The sequence below is a fragment of the Pseudomonas sp. Pmew2 genome (assembly GCF_058129885.1).
In genome coordinates this window covers 2,163,532-2,183,005 of sequence record NZ_CM176702.1, presented here as the reverse complement: position 1 = coordinate 2,183,005, position 19,474 = coordinate 2,163,532, and the positions used below count along the sequence as shown (strand labels likewise).

12 protein-coding genes, 1 other RNA gene and 3 pseudogenes are annotated in these 19,474 nt (G+C 59.0%); 5 read left to right on the top strand and 11 right to left on the bottom strand.

Annotated features, from left to right (window positions below):
• Nucleotides 1-8 precede the first annotated feature (8 nt).
• The 3 genes from tusA to dnaX form a co-directional block, all read right to left on the bottom strand.
• Complete coding sequence (tusA, locus tag AC4ANK_RS09960; RefSeq protein WP_002552819.1) at nucleotides 9-263, bottom strand: sulfurtransferase TusA; 255 nt, start codon at nucleotides 261-263, stop codon at nucleotides 9-11.
• Between the two features lie 156 nt (nucleotides 264-419).
• Nucleotides 420-746, bottom strand: coding sequence for a YbaB/EbfC family nucleoid-associated protein (locus AC4ANK_RS09955; RefSeq protein ID WP_002552818.1), 327 nt, complete (start codon nucleotides 744-746; stop codon nucleotides 420-422).
• A gap of 61 nt (nucleotides 747-807) precedes the next feature.
• On the bottom strand, nucleotides 808-3,021 hold the full coding sequence (dnaX, locus tag AC4ANK_RS09950; RefSeq protein WP_002552817.1) for a DNA polymerase III subunit gamma/tau: 2,214 nt from the start codon (nucleotides 3,019-3,021) through the stop codon (nucleotides 808-810).
• Nucleotides 3,022-3,130: 109 nt separating this feature from the next.
• Between dnaX and AC4ANK_RS09945 the strand changes: the two genes are divergently transcribed.
• Complete coding sequence (locus AC4ANK_RS09945; protein ID WP_044343796.1) at nucleotides 3,131-3,910, top strand: substrate-binding periplasmic protein; 780 nt, start codon at nucleotides 3,131-3,133, stop codon at nucleotides 3,908-3,910.
• Nucleotides 3,911-4,003: 93 nt separating this feature from the next.
• On the top strand, nucleotides 4,004-5,689 hold the full coding sequence (locus AC4ANK_RS09940) for an acid phosphatase (protein ID WP_002552815.1): 1,686 nt from the start codon (nucleotides 4,004-4,006) through the stop codon (nucleotides 5,687-5,689).
• Nucleotides 5,690-5,706: 17 nt separating this feature from the next.
• On the opposite strand, the gene AC4ANK_RS09935 is transcribed toward AC4ANK_RS09940, so the two are convergent.
• Nucleotides 5,707-6,831 carry a mechanosensitive ion channel family protein gene (locus tag AC4ANK_RS09935; RefSeq protein ID WP_002552814.1) on the bottom strand — a complete coding sequence of 375 codons (1,125 nt, stop codon included), beginning with the start codon at nucleotides 6,829-6,831 and terminating at the stop codon, nucleotides 5,707-5,709.
• A 335-nt stretch (nucleotides 6,832-7,166) separates the two neighbouring features.
• Here AC4ANK_RS09935 and AC4ANK_RS09930 point away from each other — a divergent pair.
• Nucleotides 7,167-7,820: pseudogene (locus AC4ANK_RS09930) on the top strand (DUF1826 domain-containing protein).
• Between the two features lie 186 nt (nucleotides 7,821-8,006).
• On the opposite strand, the gene ffs reads toward AC4ANK_RS09930, so the two are convergent.
• Nucleotides 8,007-8,103, bottom strand: an RNA gene (gene ffs, locus AC4ANK_RS09925) — signal recognition particle sRNA small type.
• 226 nt (nucleotides 8,104-8,329) lie between these two features.
• On the opposite strand from ffs, the pseudogene AC4ANK_RS09920 reads away from it, so the two are divergent.
• Nucleotides 8,330-8,629 (top strand): annotated as a pseudogene (locus AC4ANK_RS09920) (GNAT family N-acetyltransferase); the annotation flags it as partial.
• A 12-nt stretch (nucleotides 8,630-8,641) separates the two neighbouring features.
• Here the strand turns inward: AC4ANK_RS09920 and AC4ANK_RS09915 are convergent.
• Nucleotides 8,642-9,391: an IS5 family transposase gene (locus tag AC4ANK_RS09915; protein WP_460382697.1), complete on the bottom strand. Its 750-nt coding sequence runs from the start codon at nucleotides 9,389-9,391 to the stop codon at nucleotides 8,642-8,644.
• A gap of 76 nt (nucleotides 9,392-9,467) precedes the next feature.
• Here AC4ANK_RS09915 and AC4ANK_RS09910 point away from each other — a divergent pair.
• Nucleotides 9,468-9,677 (top strand): annotated as a pseudogene (locus AC4ANK_RS09910) (N-acetyltransferase); the annotation flags it as partial.
• 52 nt (nucleotides 9,678-9,729) lie between these two features.
• Here AC4ANK_RS09910 and AC4ANK_RS09905 read toward each other — a convergent pair.
• The 5 genes from AC4ANK_RS09905 to AC4ANK_RS09885 all read right to left on the bottom strand — a co-directional run bounded on the left by AC4ANK_RS09905 (nucleotide 9,730) and on the right by AC4ANK_RS09885 (nucleotide 19,298).
• Complete coding sequence (locus AC4ANK_RS09905) at nucleotides 9,730-10,893, bottom strand: zinc-binding metallopeptidase family protein (RefSeq protein ID WP_005731470.1); 1,164 nt, start codon at nucleotides 10,891-10,893, stop codon at nucleotides 9,730-9,732.
• Between the two features lie 639 nt (nucleotides 10,894-11,532).
• A complete protein-coding gene (gene ligA, locus AC4ANK_RS09900) occupies nucleotides 11,533-13,896 on the bottom strand; it encodes an NAD-dependent DNA ligase LigA (RefSeq protein WP_082301340.1) in 2,364 nt (787 codons plus the stop codon).
• Nucleotides 13,897-14,025: 129 nt separating this feature from the next.
• The gene (gene zipA / locus AC4ANK_RS09895; protein WP_002552810.1) at nucleotides 14,026-14,895 is read right to left on the bottom strand and encodes a cell division protein ZipA; all 870 of its coding nucleotides are present in this window, start codon (nucleotides 14,893-14,895) and stop codon (nucleotides 14,026-14,028) included.
• Between the two features lie 250 nt (nucleotides 14,896-15,145).
• The gene (gene smc / locus AC4ANK_RS09890; protein WP_002552809.1) at nucleotides 15,146-18,634 is read right to left on the bottom strand and encodes a chromosome segregation protein SMC; all 3,489 of its coding nucleotides are present in this window, start codon (nucleotides 18,632-18,634) and stop codon (nucleotides 15,146-15,148) included.
• 4 nt (nucleotides 18,635-18,638) lie between these two features.
• Nucleotides 18,639-19,298 (bottom strand): GntR family transcriptional regulator, encoded by a 660-nt coding sequence (locus AC4ANK_RS09885; RefSeq protein WP_002552808.1) that lies wholly within the window; start codon nucleotides 19,296-19,298, stop codon nucleotides 18,639-18,641.
• Nucleotides 19,299-19,474: the final 176 nt, after the last annotated feature.

Genomic DNA, 19,474 nt, shown 5'->3' with positions numbered 1-19,474 from the left:
TGTAACAATCAATCAGGCTTTTTGCGTATCCAGTACAGGAACGTGCCTTCTTCAGCCTGCTCCGCAACCAGCTCATGCCCAAGAAATACACAGAACTTCGGAATATCGCGGCGCGTGGACGGATCGGTCGCGATCACCTTGAGCAGGCCGCCCGCAGGCAAGTCACGCACCTTTTGATGCAGCATCATCACCGGTTCCGGACAGAACAGGCCGACAGCGTCCAGCACGGCGTCGACGGTCAGGTTTTCAATGGGCTCAGACATGGGGCACTCCAGAGGCGGGTGACGATTGTCGCTCAATTCAGTCGGTCAGGCCAAATACTGATGGTTGTACTGATGCCGAACGGCGGCGCGCAGCAAGACAGCAGACAGAAAAATGCCAGGCACATGGCCTGGCATTGATCGTGACCCAGACGACCGTCAGAACGGCAGTTTCATGCCCGGTGGCAACTGCATGCCCGCGGTCATGGAAGCGGTCTTGTCCTGGCTGGCCTGCTCGATCTTGCGCACGGCGTCGTTGACGGCGGCGGCGATCAGGTCTTCCAGCACTTCCTTGTCTTCCTGCATCAGGCTGTCATCCAGATTGATGCGCTTGACGTCGTGACGACCGGTCATAACGACGCTCACCAGGCCTGCGCCCGATTGACCGGTGACTTCCGCGTTGGCCAGTTCTTCCTGCATCTTGGCCATTTTTTCCTGCATTTGCTGCGCCTGCTTCATCAGGCCAGCCATGCCACCTTTCATCATGGGATATCTCCTCGAAAATGGATGGTTTGTTTGCGCGGCGCCAATGGCGCCCTGTGTTCAGTTATTGAGGCTGCACCGCAGGCGCGTCTACGGGCTGGATAGTATCTTCCCGGATAACAGCGCCAAACTGCTGCAACATCTGCTGGATATACGGGTCGGCCTGGATCGAGGCTTCGGCCTGACGCTGACGCTCGGCACGCAGTCGCGAAGCAGCCTGGGCAGGAGTTTCCTGCTCGGGCTTGATCAGCTCGATACTCAGATTGATCGTGCGACCATGATACTGGTTCAACGCATCGTTCAGGCGGCGCTGCTGGGTTGAGTTGAACAGGGCGCTGTGCGCCGGGTCCAGGTGCAGCAGCCACTTATCGCCATCGACCGCCATCAAGGTGCAGTTGGCGGCAATGCTGCCGGTCATGCCGGAGATCGGCAGTTTGGGGAATACCTCCAGCCAGTCGGCAGCAAGGCCGGTGGCTGGTTTGGCGGCCGGAGCGGGCTCGGGCTCGACCGCTTCAAGCTCGACGACGCTCTCGTGGGCCAGTTCATCCAGATAGCTATAGGACGCCGGGTCGATGTCGATATCCGGCTCGACGTAATCGTCATCCGCTGGCGGCTCGTCATCGCGCCCCATTGGGCCGGAATTCGAAGACATCGAATCCGGATTCATGGACAGATAGGCGGAATCAGGGATGGCTTCAAGCATCGCCGGTGTAACCTGCTGCTCGGCAACCGGCTGCACAGGTTCCGCCTCCGGCGCATCTGGCACTGGGCTGGCGGGCGCAGGCGTCGGCATTGGCGTGAGGTCTGGCTGTTCGGAGACAGTCTCCAGAACCGGCTCGGCTACCGGTTCTGCAACAGTGCCAGTGTCAGGTGCGGATTCAGCGTTTTTTTCGGCAACCGGTGCCTTTGGCTCATTCCACGGCAGATCGACTTCTTCGACCGGCTCGGGCTGTGCTTGCGGCTGTGATTCTGGCTGTGCTGCGGGCTCAGCTCGTACAGCAGCGGTCGGCATCGGGGCGGCGGCTGGCGGCAGCGCTTCGAAGGCCGGATCGGGCGCAGCCATCACCGGTGCTGTTGAAACTGCGGGAGCTACCGATGCAACAGGTGTCGCATCAGCCACTGCTTTTCGGGAATCAACCGTGGCCTGGCTGATCCCCACCGGCTTTAGCGGTTGCCTCGGCGCATCGTCGTTATCGGCCGGGCGGAACGCCAGCATGCGCAGCAGGACCATCTCGAAACCGCCACGCGGATCCGGGGCCAGCGGCAAGTCACGACGACCAATCAGACCCATCTGGTAATAAAACTGCACGTCTTCGGCAGGCAATGCCTGGGCCAGCGCCAACACCCGGTCGCGGTCGCCGTGCCCGTTGTCGACGCCTTCGGGCAACGCTTGGGCAATCGCCACGCGGTGCAGAACATTGAGAATTTCCGAGAGCACACCATTCCAGTCAGGCCCCTGCTCGGCCAGGTGGCGTACCGCCTCCAGCACACCGCGAGCGTCGCCTTCCAGCAACGCAGTCAGCACATCGAACACCTGACCATGATCCAGTGTGCCGAGCATGGCGCGCACATCGGCAGCCATGACCTTGCCTTCACCAAAGGCAATGGCCTGATCGGTCAGGCTCATCGCGTCACGCATCGAACCGTCGGCAGCGCGCCCGAGCAGCCACAGCGCGTCGTCTTCGAACGGCACATTCTCGACGCCCAGCACGTGGGTCAGGTGCTCGACCACACGTTCTGGCGTCATGTTTTTCAGCGAGAACTGCAGGCAGCGCGACAGAATGGTCGCAGGCAGCTTCTGCGGATCGGTGGTAGCGAGGATGAACTTGACGTAGGGCGGCGGCTCTTCAAGCGTCTTGAGCAAGGCGTTGAACGAGTGACTGGAGAGCATGTGCACTTCGTCGATCAGGTAGACCTTGAAGCGACCGCGACTTGGCGCGTACTGCACGTTATCCAGCAGTTCGCGCGTGTCTTCGACCTTGGTGCGGCTGGCGGCGTCGATCTCGATCAGGTCGACGAAACGACCTTCATCGATCTCTTTGCACACCGAGCAAGTGCCACAGGGCGTGGAGGTGATGCCGGTCTCGCAGTTCAGGCACTTGGCGATGATCCGCGCGATAGTGGTCTTGCCGACGCCTCGCGTGCCGGTGAACAAATAGGCATGGTGCAGGCGCTGGCTGTCCAGCGCGTTGATCAGGGCCTTCAACACATGAGCCTGGCCGACCATTTCGCGGAACGAGCGCGGACGCCATTTACGTGCAAGAACCTGATAACTCATTTAAAACCGTCGCAACTGGTAAGCGGAAGACCGCCAATGCTAGCCGAGCAGGGGCAAAATTGCATCTGGTGTCCGCCTCTATTGTGGCTAAGCTGAGCAAATGAATCCAATGACGCGCTTTAAACGGACGTTTGCAGAGCCACGGCTGCCTCGTGCAGCCGTGGCGTGCATGCTATTGCTGTCGACGCAGACCGTCAGCGCGGCCAAAGCTACTCTGGACTTCGCGGTCAACGAAGGCTGGACCATGCCGATGATGCATATCACCGACTTTCGGCCCGAATCCGGCATTCTGTTCGACATCATGCAAAGCGTTGCGCACCATGTCGGCCTTGAAGCCAGGTACCACGTGATGCCGCGCCTGCGCATCCAGTCGGCGCTTGAGCGTGGCGAAGTAGACATGCATTGCTACAGCTCACAGGCGTGGTATCCCGATCTGTCCGGGGATTACCTCTGGAGCCTGCCGATTCTCTATCAACGCGACTGGCTGGTCGCTTCAGCCGAAACAGCTGCGGGTCCTTACCCGGAGCAGTTCGACAATGAAACCGTCGGCACGGTACTTGGCTACAACTACCCTGCCCTGCAGCATCTTTTCGATAATCATCAACTGATACGTGAAGACGCGCGCACACAGAACCAGACGCTCGGCAAGCTGATGGCTGGACGCTACAACTACGCCGTGACCAACCAGTTGATCCTTGAATGGACCAATCGAAACCTGCCTGTCGGCAGAAGGCTGAAGCCCATATCGCTGGTCGCAGAGCAGCCTGCGGCCTGCCTGATACGCAACACCCCCGAGCTGCCGACAGGTAAAATCCTGCGCACACTGGTGCAAATGCGCCTGTCGGGCGAGATTCAGCAAATCATCGATCACTACACCGCGCCCCCGTAACCCTTCATCTGCGGTGTAGCAATAGCGTCATATTCCGTCGTTACGCTCGCCTGAAATCTTTGGTAATACATTAACCAGCGCGAGTATTTGGCGATGAGCGACAGACCAGACGACGAAGACACCAACAACAACCCCAGCCGCCGTCGTTTTCTGGGCGGGATGGCTGCCTTGGGCGCAGGCGTCACGCTGAGCAGCTACGTTTCGGCCCACGAGAAACCGCCCGCCGACAACGACAAGCATCATCATCTTGCCGGGCCGGCGCTGGACCGGGCCTTGCGCGAAAACGTGAAGACCATTGTGGTGATCTACGCCGAGAACCGCAGCTTCAATAACCTGTTCGGCGATTTTCCCGGGGTCCAGAAGCCACTCTCCTCGCTCAGACCTTCCGACTATGAACAGCGCGACCGCGACGGCACGCTATTGTCCAAACTGCCGCCCGCCTGGGGTGGTGTGTTGCAGGTCGGGCCGCAAACCGTTGACGGCGTGACCTACCCGGCAGGCGAGCAGTTTCAGAAAGACCTGCCCAACGCTCCCTTCCCGCTCAAGGGGCCAAACGGCGAAGATCTGCCGCTGAGTCTGGTCACTCGCGACCTGTGGCACGTTTTCTATCAGAATCAGATGCAGATCAACGACGGTCGCAATGATCGATTCGTCGCCTGGGCCGACGCTGGCGGGCTGACCATGGGCAACTACGCACAGACTCAGTACTCGCTGCGCCTGTGGGACGTTGCCTCGGAATTCGTGCTGTGCGACAACTTCTTTCAGGGTGCATTCGGCGGCTCGTTCCTCAACCACCAGTACCTGATTTCAGCCACCGCGCCGATTTACCCCAACGCTGCCGAGTCTCCGGCCAAATCCCAGATCGCAACCCTGCAGAGCTTCAACCCGCAAGACCCGCGCCTCAAGCCACTGGACAAGTCGCCTGCCAGCGCAATGGAGGGGCCACCGCAGTTTGGCCCCAGCGCCATTACCCCGGACAACTACGCCGTCAACACCATGGCCCCGCCCTACTGGCCAACCTGGCTGCGCGACCCGCAGAACCCTGATTACTCGAAACCGGATCTGCCCAACGTGCTGGTTCCGCAAAGCCACGAACACATCGGCGACAAACTGTCGAAAAGAAATGTCGACTGGGCCTGGTACGCTGGGGCCTGGCAAGTGACGCTGGACGAGTTCAAGGACTCCACGGGAATCCCGAAAATCCCTAACTTTCAATACCATCACCAGCCGTTCAACTACTTCAAGCAACAGGGTCCGCAAAACCATGAAGAACGCAAAAAACGTTTGCGTGACGGCGGCCTGGGTGACGAGTCGAGCACCAACCGCTTCCTCGCCGATGCCGAAGCCGGCAAGTTGCCCGCGGTAACCTTCTACAAGCCCCAGGGCAACCTGAACATGCACGCCGGTTATGCCGACGTGGCTGCGGGTGACCGGCACATAGACCGGGTGATCAAGGTGCTGCGCAAGAGCCCGCAATGGGACAACATGGTGATCGTCGTGACTGTGGACGAAAACGGCGGCTGGTGGGACCACGTCGCACCGCCCAAAGGCGACCGCTTCGGCCCCGGCACGCGTATTCCGGCGCTGGTCATTTCACCCTTCGCCCGCAAAGGCAAGGTGGACCACACGGTCTACGACACGGCCTCGATTTTGCGCCTGATTACCCGTGTTCACGGCCTGGAAAAGCTCGACGGGCTGAAGCGCCGCGACGACGCCATGATCGCGCGCGGCCAGGCTCCCATGGGCGACCTGACCAACGCATTGCACTTTCCTGCCTGATTCCGTCGCTGTATCGCTCAGGTACTCGCGTCGGCTGCCTCCAGTGCAGTCGGACGCGACGTCTTGACCGGTGGCAGGGACGCCACATACACCGTGCGGGACGGAAATGCGAAACGCACATCCAGTTCGGCGAAGGCTTCCATGATGTCCAGATTGATCGCCTGCTGCACATCCATATAAACGTTGTAGCTGGGGTCGAGAACGATAAAGACGATCTCGAACTCCAGTGACGTTTCGCCAAAACCACGGAAATGCGAGCGGTCGAAACGGGCGAGTTTCTGCGCGTTGATGATCGTTTCTACTTTCTTTGGCACTTCCCGTATCTGATCGACAGAGCAGTCATACGTGAGCCTGAATTCGAAGACAATGCGCCGTTCCTGCAAGCGTTTGTAGTTCTGAATGGTGTTGTTGATCATGTCGGCGTTGGCCATCACGATCTGCTCGCCGCCCAGGCTACGGATGCGTGTGGTCTTCAGACCCACATGTTCGACCGTACCGGACAGCGCGCCAACCACAATGAAATCGCCCACTTCAAAAGGCTTGTCCACTGCGATGGAAAGTGAGGCAAACACATCACCCAGAATGTTCTGCACCGCCAGCGCGACCGCAATACCGCCCACCCCGAGGCTGGCGACAAACGCGGTGATGTTGACCCCGACGTTCGACAACATCGCCATGACCACCGTGGCCCACAGCAACACCTTCGCGCCCCACAGGCTCAAAGTTGCCAGCGCACTGCCCTGATAGGTGCTGCCAGCGTTGTGACGTACAAAGTAGCGCTGCAGCGCGAGCGCAATTGCCCGGTTCGCCCACAACCCGACCTGCAATGCAGCAACCACGAACCACAGACTGCTGACCCGCCCAAGCCAGCGCTCCGGCAGATCGAGCATGCCCACCCCGATCAGAATCGAAGCCAGCAGTAACAGTGTATTGCTGGTGCCCGACAGCACCTGCACCACGATGTAGCGCATATGCGTGCTGGGCGAATCAGGCCGCGAGCGCATCTTTCGGAGCACAAAACCGATAACCCCCCTGACCAGAATAAAACTCATGGTCGAGGCGAACACAGCGAGTATCCAATTGGCGAGCGAAATGCCCAGAAATTGCGAGTCTGTGAAAAATCTGATGATGTCCTGTTCCATCCGGCCCCCGGCTCCACTGCTACGAGACGCCTGACCGAAAAGCCCGTGACACCCGCAGCGACCTGAATTGCCCCTTGCCGTAAAACGGTTTCAAGCGACGCGTAAGGGGTTAGGGGGTGTGTAGGAGTGAGGGTTCAGTTGAATTGGCTATTGATCGATCACCTGAACGCACACCGAGTTTTCACTGTTCGTCGAAACTGATCGGACAGCATGGAACCTCTCCTCAATGAGTTGCCACTCACGGCCCGAGCGACGGGCTACCAAGCACCAAGCGTTCAAGCGGCCCAAAAGGCCAATTCGTGGTTAACACCACATTCAACCAGAGGAAAATATCCGTGACCTACGGCATTCGCGGCGGAGTTGGCACATCGGCTTACTACACCCAGCCCCAGCCTTTTGATGAGTTGAAGCTGAAGCCGGAACAGATTCAGGAAAAGACGGCAAAACTCATGGAGAAAGGTTATTTCACCGTTCCCATAGCAGAACCTACAAGACGTTTTTTGCATGAGCAAAGCAGTCTCAGTAACCCCGCCTGGAGACAGGAGCCCGTTGGAAAGGTTATTGATTTGAAAGCAACCGACTACGAACGATCAACAACAGCCGTAGCGAAGGAAATTGCAACCACTCTCACCGGGAAGCAACAACAATTGGGGCCTCATGAGTTCTAACTGCGAAGGGCCAAAAATCAGGGCGCAGACAAATGGCATCAGGATAAGGAGCCGAAAAAGGTCATCTGCATCGCCACTATCGAGGGGCGCGGCACCGAATACGTGAAGCGCGCAGAATCAGAAGGAATATTTGAAGCGGGGCATTTTGGGAAAATGACGCCTCTGGATGCCAGGGCTGTCGAGCAGAGAACCAGAGAAGCCAAGCAAGACCGCTTCTATTTCTTTGCGGGCAAAGGTATTTGCGAAGACAGCATTCCCAAACTGATACACCGCTCGCCCCATCAGAGTGGTCGCTCCATCTTCCTGGCACGATGGCAATAAGGCAGGCCACGCAGGATTAACCGCCGGATTGGAGACATCCGGCGGTTATCTCCGTGCCGGGCAAACTGTTTTTACAGACGCACGAAGTTCTCGCCAGCGCATGGCGCAGTCGAAACAGGAATAGGCTTTCATTTTTACGGGTAAGCCCCTTTCAGAAAAGGACCTTGAGCTTGAGATAGGTGGTGCCCCCACCAGCCACACCCCGGCACACAATGTTCCCGCTGTGGCTGCTTCCTTCCGGATCTGACCAGGTTCACGGGTAATCGTTGCGGGGGGACCGATGGGGTCACCATAACGACACTCACCAGTTGGCGAGCCGCGCCATTGTACCGGTCTGGCGTGAGTTTACAACCGTTGGTTCGGATAAAAATTTCGAGGGGGCTCAAGCACTTGTGTGCAGGGGCTAAAAGGCAAATACGTGCCGGTCATCAGCGTTACAAATCCTCGAAACGGCCCCGTTCGATCCTGTACCCTGCCCGCCTCAACCATAATCAGCCAGCAGGTTGCTCATGCAGACTCGATTGGTCGACTACCACGACCTCAGCGCCTCTCAACGCCAACAGCTCGGATACCTCGAGGTGACGCAGGAGCAGACACAGTTCTCCGGTGATATTTACACCGCGCTCAATACTCTGCTGGTCAACCCCAGCCCGAATGTTTGCGGCGTTGTGCTGCTGGGCGACGACAAGCCGGTGGGTTTTTTCCTGCTTAAGCGTGGCGACTGTCTGCCGCACTGGGCTCAGGAGGAGCTGGCTGCGACGCTGCATGCGTTGCAAATAGATCATCGCGAACAGGGCAAGGGGCTAGGGTCTGTTCCCGTTTCACATTGGCAGCCACAGAAAAGCGCAGGCCATTGCTATGACGCTTTCATAGTTTCTCTTGAGTTTGTCGAACCGAGAAGCCGCCGCCCGGAAATGCTTCAACCGGGCAAAGGCGTTTTCTACGAGATGTCGATTGCGATATAATCCTTTGTCCAGATCTGCGTTCCCTTTCAGAGAATTGCGCTTTCGTGGAATCACCACTTTGCTGCCTTGCTGCTCGACCTGAGCGCGTATCGCTTCAGTGTCGTAGCCCTTGTCCGCAATGATCACTTCTGCATTGGGCATCTTGGCAATCAACGAGGCCGCCTGCGAACAATCATTGGTCTGGCCTCCGGTCACGTCAAATGCAATGGGCAGCCCACAAGCGTCTACAGCCAGGTGAATCTTGCTGGTGTTACCGGCTCGGCTTTTTCCGATGGCCTGGTCCTGCGTGCTGGCAGCACCTGCACTGTGCTGATGAGCCTTTACATAACTGCCATCAATGAAAACCCACTCCATGTCAGGATCGGTCATCAGCACCTCAAGCACCTTGACCCACTTGCCTGAAGCAGACCAGGCATTGAACCGCTTGTAGACCTTGCTCCAGTTTCCAAACGCTTTCGGCAGGTCTCGCCAAGGGCAACCCACACGCATGCGGTACAGCATGCCTTCAACCGTGGTGCGCAAATCTCGCTTGTTGTAGATCGATTCGTGCAGCAAAATTTCTCGAAGCTTCGGCCAGTGCTCATCACTGAGCATTAATCGGGGCATTGCAGGCTCGTATTGGTGTTGTGTGAGAACTCCAACAATACGGGCCTGTTCTCATAGAGATCAATGGGTTACGTCGAAACGGGAACAGACCCTAGGCAAAGCGTGCTTGCAGGCGTTGCCTGCGGCGCTAAGCCTGAAGTGGCCAGACATCAAGCATTTGATGCTCTCGGTAGATGCAGATAATAGCGCTGCTATCGGGCTTTATTCAGGTCAGGGCTGGGTGGACACCGGAGAGGCTTACCGCGGAAGGATCGGTTTTGAGCGCAGGCTGGTGCTGAAGCTTTGATACGGCGTTTGAACACGCGCCTGACATCCAGCGATGTCAGGCGCTGTCTGGGTTACTGAGCCTGCAACACCTCGTCGGCCTTGCCGCCCGCATCCTGAATCACCAAGTGGATGAAATGCAGCTTGGCGATTACCGCAGGAGGCAGCACGAACGGATAGAAGTCCGGCTGACCCATACTGCGTGACAGCTCGTTGAGCATGCTGGCCAGTTCGATCCAGGCGTTGACGAACGACAGGAACGCCGGGCCGCCTGGGTGCTGTGGATCGTAGAGCACTTCCAGCGGGAATGGCTGGTAGTCCAGCTCCATGTCGCGCGCGCTCATGCCAAAACCCAAGGCAGTGTCGACCGCGTCCATCATGTGCAGGTAGTGAGCCCAGGTTTCGGCCCAGTCTTCCCACGGGTGCATGGTGGCGTAAGCACTGACAAAGCTTTCCTGCCAGTTGTCGGGCGCGCCGTTTTTATAATGGTGATCAAGCGCATCGGCGTAGCTGGCGCGCTCGTCGCCGAACAGATTGCGGCAACCGTCCTGCCAGTGGGTATTGGCGATCAGTCGATCCCAGTAATAATGGCCAACTTCATGGCGGAAATGGCCGAGCAAGGTGCGGTAGGGTTCGTGCATCTGCACGCGCATCGCTTCGCGGTGAGCGTCGTCGGCTTCCTCGATGTTAAGGGTAATCAGGCCATTGGCGTGGCCAGTGGTCGGCAGCTTGCCTTCCAGATCGACACCGACAAAGTCAAAGGCCAGGCCGGCTTCTTCATCGACGCTCTTGGGGATGACCTGCAGCCCCAGGGAAATCAGCTGCGCAACCAGACGACGCTTGGCGGTCTCGACCTTGCGCCAGCGCTCACCGTTTTCGGCGATGGACAGGTCGGGAATGGTGCGATTGAGGCTGCACGCAACGCAAAACTCACCGGCATTGTGCTCCGGAAACAGCCAGTTACAGGCTGCCGGGGTATCGAGGTTGGCGCAACGCCGATACAGACCAGCACCCGGCTCGTCGCTCAGGCGCCAGGTAGGCTCAGGGCCTGCTTCAAGCGTAGCCACGCGCCCCTGCTCTGGCAGGTAACCCAGCGCAGCCGAACAGGCCAGGCATTGGGAATTGGGGAAAAACACCGACTGGCCGCATGTGCACTGCCAGACCTTGCTGTTACGTTTGGATTCGCCGACAAATGGGGCGGTAATGCGTGAACTCAATTGCTCGAAAAAGCGATACATGGCGATCTCCCGTTGGCCTTGCATGGACTAGATCATGCCTAAGCTTCAGGGGTTCAAAATATTATCGAACGGTGGGGACGGATAGCGTCGACGGCGTTTGCGTGGGCGAAAACGGTGCGTCGCACGGTAGCTAAGATTATCGTTCCGCACGCTCCAGCGAGGGAATGCCGTGCGTGACGCTCTGCGTCACAGATCTGCGCTGCGCCGCACGCTCAAGATCGGACGCAGAGCGTCCAGAACGGCATGCGACGCGGAGCGTCGCACGATGATCAAGACATGCCTAAGCGGAGCGTCGCACGGTAGTTGGGATTATCGTTCCGCACGCTCCAGCGATGGAATGCCGTGCGTGACGCTCTGCGTCACAGATCTACGCCGCACCATCACACTCAAGATCGGACGCAGAGCGTCCAGAACGGCATGCGACGCGGAGCGTCGCACGATGATCAAGACATGCCTAAGCAGAGCGTCGCACGGTAGTTGGGATTATCGTTCCGCACGCTCCTGCGTGGGAATGCCGTGCGTGACGCTCTGCGTCACAGATCTACGCCGCACCATCACATTCAAGATCGGACGCAGAGCGTCCAGAACGGCATGCGACGCGGAGCGTCGCACGATAATCAAGTGGAGCGTCGGCCTGCCTCAGTCAACCGCCACGCCCAGTTCGGTCAGGCGTTTGAGCAGCGCATCTTCGTCCAGTACGGTCAGCCCCAGCTCGTTGGCCTTGGTCAGTTTCGAGCCTGCACCGGGGCCTGCAACCACGGTGTGGGTCTTGGCCGAGACCGAGCCGGAGACTTTGGCACCAAGGGTTTCGAGTTTTTCCTTGGCGACGTCGCGACTCATGCGTTCCAGCGACCCCGTCAGTACCCAGGTCTGTCCGGCCAGCGGCAAGCCTTCGACGGTTTTTTTCTCGCTGCGCCAGTGCATGCCGAAGTCTTTGAGCTGGGCTTCTATGGCGCGGGCACGCTCGGCATGTGCGCTTTCGTCGAAGAAATCACGGACTGATTTGGCCTGCTTCTCCGGCAGCGTCTGGCGCATGTCCAGCCAATCGGCGCTGATGATGGCCTCCAGCGTGCCGAATCTGTCAGCCAGTTTCTGTGCAGCGCCCGGCCCTACCGACGGGATATGTAATTTGTCGATCAGCCCTTCGAGCGTAGTGCTGGCCGCAAACTCGGCACCCAACTCGCCCTGGTCCTGCAATTTCAGTCCACATTCGCCCAACAGCGCATCAATGACGTTACGGTTGTGCTCGTCTTCGAAGAAGCTGTGAATTTCGTAGGCGACTTCCAGACCGACATCCGGCAGGTACGTCAGGACTTCCGGCAATGCCTGTTTGACGCGGTCCAGAGACGCCAGCGAACGCGCCAGCACCTTGGCCGTCTCTTCTCCCACATCAGGAATACCCAAGGCATAGATGAAGCGCGCCAGGGTCGGCTGTCGACTGTCGGCAATCGCCTTGAGCAGCTTGTTGCTGGAAATTTCGGCAAAGCCTTCCAGGTCGATGATCTGCTCGTATTTCAGCTTGTACAAGTCGGCAGGCGAGCCAATGAGTTTTTCATCGACCAGTTGCTCGATGGTCTTGTCGCCCAACCCTTCAATGTCCATCGCACGACGTGACACATAGTGGATGATCGCCTGTTTGAGTTGCGCACCGCAGGCCAGACGCCCGACACAGCGATACACCGCGCCCTCGGTGACGGTTTCCTTGCCTTTGCTGCGTTTGATCAGCTGCGTGCGCTCGACATGCGAGCCACACACCGGGCAGGTCTGTGGAACCTGCACCGCCCTGGCATTCTCGGGGCGGCGCTCGGCAACCACCTGCACTACCTGCGGAATCACGTCACCGGCACGCCGGATGATTACCGTGTCGCCAATCATCAGGCCGAGCCGCGCCACTTCGTCCATGTTGTGCAGCGTGGCGTTGGCGACCATGACACCCGCCACCTTGACTGGCTTGAGGCGCGCGACCGGCGTTACCGCACCGGTACGGCCTACCTGGAACTCGACATCCAGCAACTCGGTCAGCTCTTCCATGGCCGGGAATTTATGGGCGATCGCCCAGCGTGGCTCGCGGGCACGAAAGCCCAGTTCGCGCTGCGCAGCCAGGTTGTTGACCTTGAACACCACACCGTCGATCTCGTAGCTCAGCGTCAGGCGCCGCTCACCGATATCGCGGTAATAGTCCAGACACTCCTCGACGCCATTCGCCAGCTTCAGCTCGCGACTGACCGGCATCCCCCATTTTTTCAACGTTTCAAGCACGCCGATGTGAGTGTCGGCGATTTCCGCCGAAGTCTGCCCCAGGCCATAGCAGCAGAATTCCAGCGGACGATTGGCAGTGATTTTCGAGTCCAGTTGGCGCAGGCTGCCCGCCGCTGCATTGCGCGGGTTGGCGAAGGTTTTGCCGCCGATTTCCAGCTGGCTGGCGTTGAGCCGCTCGAAACCTGCCTTGGACATGAACACTTCGCCGCGCACTTCCAGCACATCCGGCCAGCCCTTGCCTTTCAGCTTGAGCGGGATGTTGCGCACGGTGCGTACATTGACGCTGATGTCCTCGCCGGTGGTCCCGTCCCCGCGCGTCGCACCGCGTACCAGCGCACCATCGCGATACAGCAGGCTGACTGCCAGACCGTCCAGCTTGGGCTCGCAGCTGTACTGCACCTTGCTGCCCGCACCAAACAGGTCCCCGGCAGGCAAATCCAGCCCTTCGGTTACCCGCCGGTCAAACTCGAGCATGTCGCTTTCTTCGAAAGCGTTACCCAGGCTGAGCATCGGCATTTCGTGTCGCACTTGGGTGAACGCCGACAAAGCGGCACTGCCAACCCGTTGCGTCGGCGAATCCGGCGTGACCAGATGCGGGTTTTCTGCCTCAAGGGCCTTGAGTTCGTGAAACAGGCGGTCGTACTCGACATCCGGGATGCTGGGCTCATCCAGAACGTGATAGCGGTAGTTGTGCTCATCCAGCTCTGCACGCAGTTCCAGGATTCGGGTTTCGACGGCCTTCATACGGTGTTCTCTCAAAAAGCAAAAGAGCAGCCGAGGCTGCTCAATCTGTTGGCTCTGTTCTGTTCAAGCCCAAGTCCCGAAAAGGCCTGCCGGAGCATGCTCCTGATCGGGACGTGGACAAGGATTCGCTTAACCGCGACGCTGGGTCAACGCACGGCGCTCGAATTCAACGATGCGCTGACGGTAATGCTCGATGGTTTGCGCGGTCATGACGCTGCGCTGATCATCCTTCAGTTCGCCATCCAGCTCGTGAGCCAGCTTGCGAGCGGCGGCAACCATGACGTCGAAGGCCTGCTTGGGATGACGCGGGCCTGGCAAACCAAGGAAGAAGCTCACTGCACGGGTGCTGAAATGGTCGATATCGTCCAGATCGAACACGCCGGGCTTGACCGCATTGGCCATCGAGAACAGCACTTCGCCGTTACCTGCCATGCTTTCGTGACGGTGGAAAATATCCATCTCGCCAAAACGCAGGCCGCTTTCCAGGATGTTCTGCAACAACGCAGGGCCCTTGAAGCCGCCTTCACTGCGCGAAATCACGCTGATGACCAGCACTTCCTCAACCGGAGGCAGGTCCTTGTCCTCAGTGATGCGCTGGGCAGGCTTGTCGTCCGGGAAGTCATCGTCACGCCCGGTGAACAGGCTCGGGCCGTCCAGATCCAGATTCAGGTCACCCTGCTGCGGTTCGTCCTTGCGCTTCTTGTCGCTGTTGCCACGCTTGTCACTGTTGCTGCGCTTGCCCTCACGCGGGCTGGCGCTCATCGACGGCAAATCATGCTCATCGAGCTGCGGCTCCTTGTGGGTGTCCAGCACACGGGGCGGCCCGAGCACTTCGGCCGACGTGGCTTCCTCCTCATCCGGAAGATTGGAGAAGCTTCGATCCAGCCTGAATTTCAACTTACCTTTGCTGCCGCGCATACGGCGCCAGCCATCGAAAAGAATACCGGCAATGACTATTATGCCGATGACGATCAGCCACTCGCGCAGACCGATTTCCATGTAATCCAGTGCCTCTAATGAAGAAATCTGAAAATAAGGGCCTAAACCCCTTTAATACGTGGTGCCAAGTCTATGTTCTGACTGGCAATTTGCCCACGCGAAAATAAAAAGTGGTCACTAAACTAGCACGACCAAAGGTAACTTTACACCGTCTGTTACGTCTCTTCGCCGCCCAAAGTGCCATCTATCACACAAACGTCAAATTTTCAGACCCTTACGCAGCGATTTCGCGACTGAATCAAGCCAGAACTCAAGCATCCACGAGCGCCATCGCCTGCTCTACATCCACCGCTACCAGCCGCGAACAGCCTGGTTCATGCATCGTCACCCCCATCAATTGGTCAGCCATTTCCATGGCAATCTTGTTGTGGGTGATGTAGATGAACTGAACAGTTTGTGACATTTCTTTCACTAACCGCGCATAGCGACCCACGTTGGCGTCATCCAGCGGCGCATCCACCTCATCAAGCATGCAAAACGGCGCAGGATTGAGTTTGAAAATGGCAAAAACCAGCGCCAGTGCAGTCAAGGCTTTTTCCCCACCCGACAGCAGATGAATGGTGCTGTTCTTCTTGCCGGGAGGGCGCGCCATGATTGTCACCCCTGTATCGAGTAAATCTTCGCCCGTCAGTTCCAAATAAGCGGAGCCACCACCGAAAACTTTTGGGAAAAGTGCCTGAATTCCGCTATTTATCTGATCGAAGGTATCTTTGAAGCGGTTTCGGGTTTCTTTATCGATCTTGCGGATGACGTTTTCCAGCGTGTCGAGTGCTTCCACCAGATCAGCATCCTGCGCATCCAGATAACGCTTGCGTTCGGATTGCTGCTGGTACTCGTCAATGGCGGCAAGGTTGATCGCCCCCAGACGCTGAATACGCCCGGCGATGCTCTCCAGTTGCTGCTCGGCCGCCTGCTCGCTGGCATCAGGGGTCAACGTGGCGAGCACGCCGTGCAGGTCGTAGCCGTCCTCGTGCAATTGGTCCTGCAACGCCGTGCGGCGCACCGTCAGCGACTGCCATTCCAGACGTTGCTGCTCAAGCTGACCGCGCAGCAGTTGCGACTGCTGTTCGGCCTGGGTCCGGCGCTTTTCAGCTTCACGCAATTCGCGGTCAGCGTCTTCGAGGGCGTTCTTGGCGATGCGCATTTCATCATCGACCACCATGCGCCGCTCCAGCAGCTCTTCAAGCTTGAGGCGCAGCTCTTCAAGCGGTGCCTCGCCCTCCTCCAGATTCAGACTCAGTTGCTCGCGCTTTTCGGTCAGCCTCTCGGACTGCATACGCAGGCGCTCCAGCGCCTGACGCGTCGAATCGTACTGCGCCTTGAGCGAGCCCAGACGCACCGCCAGTTGATGACTGTGATCCTTGTGCTGCCGCGCATCCTGACGAATCCTATCCAGACGCTCACGCAGCGCATCACGCTGCGCCTGAAGCACTTCGCGCTGTTCGGTATCCTGCGCCATGCTGTCCAGTGCATCCTGCAATTGCAGGCGCGATTCGCCGAGGTGCTCGTGCTCGACAGCGCGTTGCTCGCCCAGCTCGGCCAGCTCTTCGTCCAGACGAGTACGACGCAGGGTCAACTGCTCGACCTTCACCCTGACCGCCGACAGTTGCGCCTTCAACTCGCTTTGCTGACGGGTTTCGTCCTGCACGCGGCGGCGCAGTTGCTCGCGGGCTTCTTCCTGCTGCGATTGTTGCTCGCGCAGCACCAGCAATTGCTCTTCAAGCGTAGCCAGCGTCGCTTCGCGCTCATCACGCTCCAGGCCCAGCATTTGTAATTCCTGCCCCCGCGCCAGCACGCCACTCTGCGCCTCGCTGGCACGTCGCACACGTAAAAAGTGCCGACCGACCCAATAGCCGTCACGGCTGATCAGGCTTTGTCCGGCGCTGAGTTGCGCACGTCGCGCCAGCGCTTCGTCCAGATCCTCGACCGGAATCACCTGGCCCAGCCAGGCGGACAGATCAACCGTACTGTCCACTTTCTCCAGCAGGCTGCCAGGCACCCGCACTGTATCGGCACCTGCGCTGAGCAAGCGCAGATCGCCCTGCTGGAAGTTCGCCAGATCAAGCGCGTCGAAGTCATCCACCAGCACAGCCTGCAAATCCGCGCCGAGCACGGTCTCCACGGCCAGCTCCCAGCCCGCTTCGACACTCAGCCCCTCGGCCAGACGCGGGCGTTCGGCCAATTGCTGATCGCGCAGCCATTCGGCGGTGCCGGTGTCCGGGTCAAGCGCCGCCTGTTGCAGCGCTTCCAGGGAAGCCAAACGCCCGTTGAGACGTTGCAGCTCGCCCTGCGCCTGCTGTTGCGCCTGGCTGGCCTGCTGCAGAGCTTCACGCAATTGCTCAAGACGCTCGACCGCCTGCTCTTCGCCTGCGTGCAGCTCTTCAAGGGTCATATCACGGGTGGCGAGGTCTTCGCTCAGTTCCAGAATGGCCGCATCTTCAGGATCGGCGGCCAGCAACTGACGCTCTTCGGCCAGACGCCGCTGGCGTTCGGCCAGGCGTTCGATGCTTTGTTCAAGTTGCTGAATGCGCGACTGCTGGACCTGCGCCTGGCGCTGTGGCTCGGCGGATTGCTGATTGAAGACGTCCCACTTCTCCTGCCAGCCCTGCATGGCCGCTTCGGCGTCTTCCAGGGCAATGGCCGACTCTTCGGCGGCCGCGCTGGTCATTTCCTGCTCGGGCTCAAGCATCTCCAGCTCTTCGCCCAGGGTGGCAAGCAAGGTGGTGTCGTGGCCGAGATGGGATTCGGTTTCCTGGCGGGCGCGCTCTGCTTCGCGCAGGTCGTCCTGCAATTGACGCAGCCGCTGCTGACCGTGCTGGATGCTCTGCTCGACGCGGGCGATGTCGCCACCGACCGAATAAAAACGGCCCTGCACCAGGTTGAAGCGTTCGGACAGATCATGATGGCCGTCGCGCAGCCTTTCGATGCTGGCATCGGCGCTGCGCTGATCAGCCACCAGCGCTTCAAAACCGATCTCCTGATTGCCGATCACAGCCTCGCGCTGCCCCACCAGATCATTCAGCGCCTGCCAGCGCAGGGCCGACAGTTGCGCCTTCAACTGGCGTTCTTCGGCCTTGTATTCCTGATACTTCTCGGCGGCCTGGGCCTGCCGGTGCAGACGCTCCAACTGACGCTCGAGTTCTTCCCGAAGGTCAGTCAGGCGCGCCAGGTTCTCGTGGGTGCGGCGAATACGGTTTTCGGTTTCCCGACGTCGTTCCTTGTATTTGGAGATCCCGGCGGCTTCTTCGATAAAGTTGCGCAGGTCTTCAGGCTTGGCTTCGATCAGCTTGGAGATCATGCCCTGCTCGATGATCGAATAGCTGCGCGGCCCCAGGCCGGTGCCAAGGAAGATGTCGGTAATGTCGCGACGGCGGCATTTGGTGCCGTTTAGGTAGTAGCTGTTCTGGCTGTCGCGCGTCACTTTGCGGCGAATGGAGATTTCCGCATACGCCGCGTACTCGCCAACCAGCGTGCCGTCGGAGTTATCGAACACCAGCTCGATGCTGGCCTGGCTGACCGGTTTACGGCTGGTTGAGCCGTTGAAGATGACGTCGGTCATCGACTCGCCGCGCAGGTTCTTGGCCGAGCTTTCGCCCATGACCCAGCGCACGGCGTCGATGATGTTGGATTTGCCACAGCCATTGGGGCCGACAACGGCCGCCATGTTACTGGGGAAGTTCACCGTGGTGGGATCGACGAACGACTTGAACCCTGCCAGCTTGATGCACTTCAGGCGCATGGCGTCAGTCCGCTGCCAGGGCGGCCAGCACCAGCTGGCAGCTGCGCTGACAGTAGGCGATCAGCACAGCACGAATTTTCGGCAGATCCCGCGCGATCACCGCGCCAAGCAACTCGTCGAACAGCGCCAGGTAGTCGCCCATATCGGCCTTGCGTTGCTCGAGCGCGAGGAAATAGCTGCGGCTCATGGACGGCTGCAGGTTCTCGACCGTTTCTTCGAGGTACGGGTTGCTGGCGAACGGATAGGCCGCGCGCATGACATTGAAGCTCTCTTCGACAAATGCCTTGACGTCCTGCTGCTCGAAGCTGACCTGCAGACGCTGCTGTATCTGCACGAACGGCGCAAGATCATCCTCGGTGCGCCAGCGCTCGACCACTGCATTGGCCAGCAGAATGTACAACTCGCTCATCAGGCCACACAGGCTGGTCACGTTATGCGCGTTGAGCACCGTGACCTGTGCCCCCCGACGCGGCAGGATCACCACCAGGTGGCGGCGCTCCAGAATCAATAATGCTTCGCGCACAGAACCACGGCTGACGTTCAACGCCTGCGTGACTTTCTGTTCCTGAATACGCTCTCCAGGCTTGAGCTCACCGCGAATGATCCGCTCGGCAAGATGATGAGCAATTTGCTCAGCGAGGCTGTCCGGGGCCTTGAACGTCATGACTATCCTTCAAAAAAACCAGTTCTGCACGCAAGCCGCGAAGTGTAGCGCAACCGGTACGGATGGCGCAGGGCCATAGACGCGGAAACTGGCACGAAATACGCAAAACCTTGAATACACCCGGCAGGCGATTCAAGAACCAGAGGTTGTTTGATCGGCAGATCGCCGAAAAACTC

Excerpts from the sequence above, each read along its gene's own strand:
- AC4ANK_RS09885 (WP_002552808.1), bottom strand. The coding sequence starts at position 19,298 with ATGACGTTCAAGGCCCCGGACAGCCTCGCTGAGCAAATTGCTCATCAT.
- tusA (WP_002552819.1), bottom strand. The coding sequence starts at position 263 with ATGTCTGAGCCCATTGAAAACCTGACCGTCGACGCCGTGCTGGACGCT.
- dnaX (WP_002552817.1), bottom strand. The coding sequence starts at position 3,021 with ATGAGTTATCAGGTTCTTGCACGTAAATGGCGTCCGCGCTCGTTCCGC.
- AC4ANK_RS09940 (WP_002552815.1), top strand. The coding sequence starts at position 4,004 with ATGAGCGACAGACCAGACGACGAAGACACCAACAACAACCCCAGCCGC.
- smc (WP_002552809.1), bottom strand. The coding sequence starts at position 18,634 with ATGCGCCTGAAGTGCATCAAGCTGGCAGGGTTCAAGTCGTTCGTCGAT.
- zipA (WP_002552810.1), bottom strand. The coding sequence starts at position 14,895 with ATGGAAATCGGTCTGCGCGAGTGGCTGATCGTCATCGGCATAATAGTC.
- AC4ANK_RS09955 (WP_002552818.1), bottom strand. The coding sequence starts at position 746 with ATGATGAAAGGTGGCATGGCTGGCCTGATGAAGCAGGCGCAGCAAATG.
- AC4ANK_RS09905 (WP_005731470.1), bottom strand. The coding sequence starts at position 10,893 with ATGTATCGCTTTTTCGAGCAATTGAGTTCACGCATTACCGCCCCATTT.
- AC4ANK_RS09945 (WP_044343796.1), top strand. The coding sequence starts at position 3,131 with ATGACGCGCTTTAAACGGACGTTTGCAGAGCCACGGCTGCCTCGTGCA.
- AC4ANK_RS09915 (WP_460382697.1), bottom strand. The coding sequence starts at position 9,391 with ATGCCCCGATTAATGCTCAGTGATGAGCACTGGCCGAAGCTTCGAGAA.
- ligA (WP_082301340.1), bottom strand. The coding sequence starts at position 13,896 with ATGAAGGCCGTCGAAACCCGAATCCTGGAACTGCGTGCAGAGCTGGAT.
- AC4ANK_RS09935 (WP_002552814.1), bottom strand. The coding sequence starts at position 6,831 with ATGGAACAGGACATCATCAGATTTTTCACAGACTCGCAATTTCTGGGC.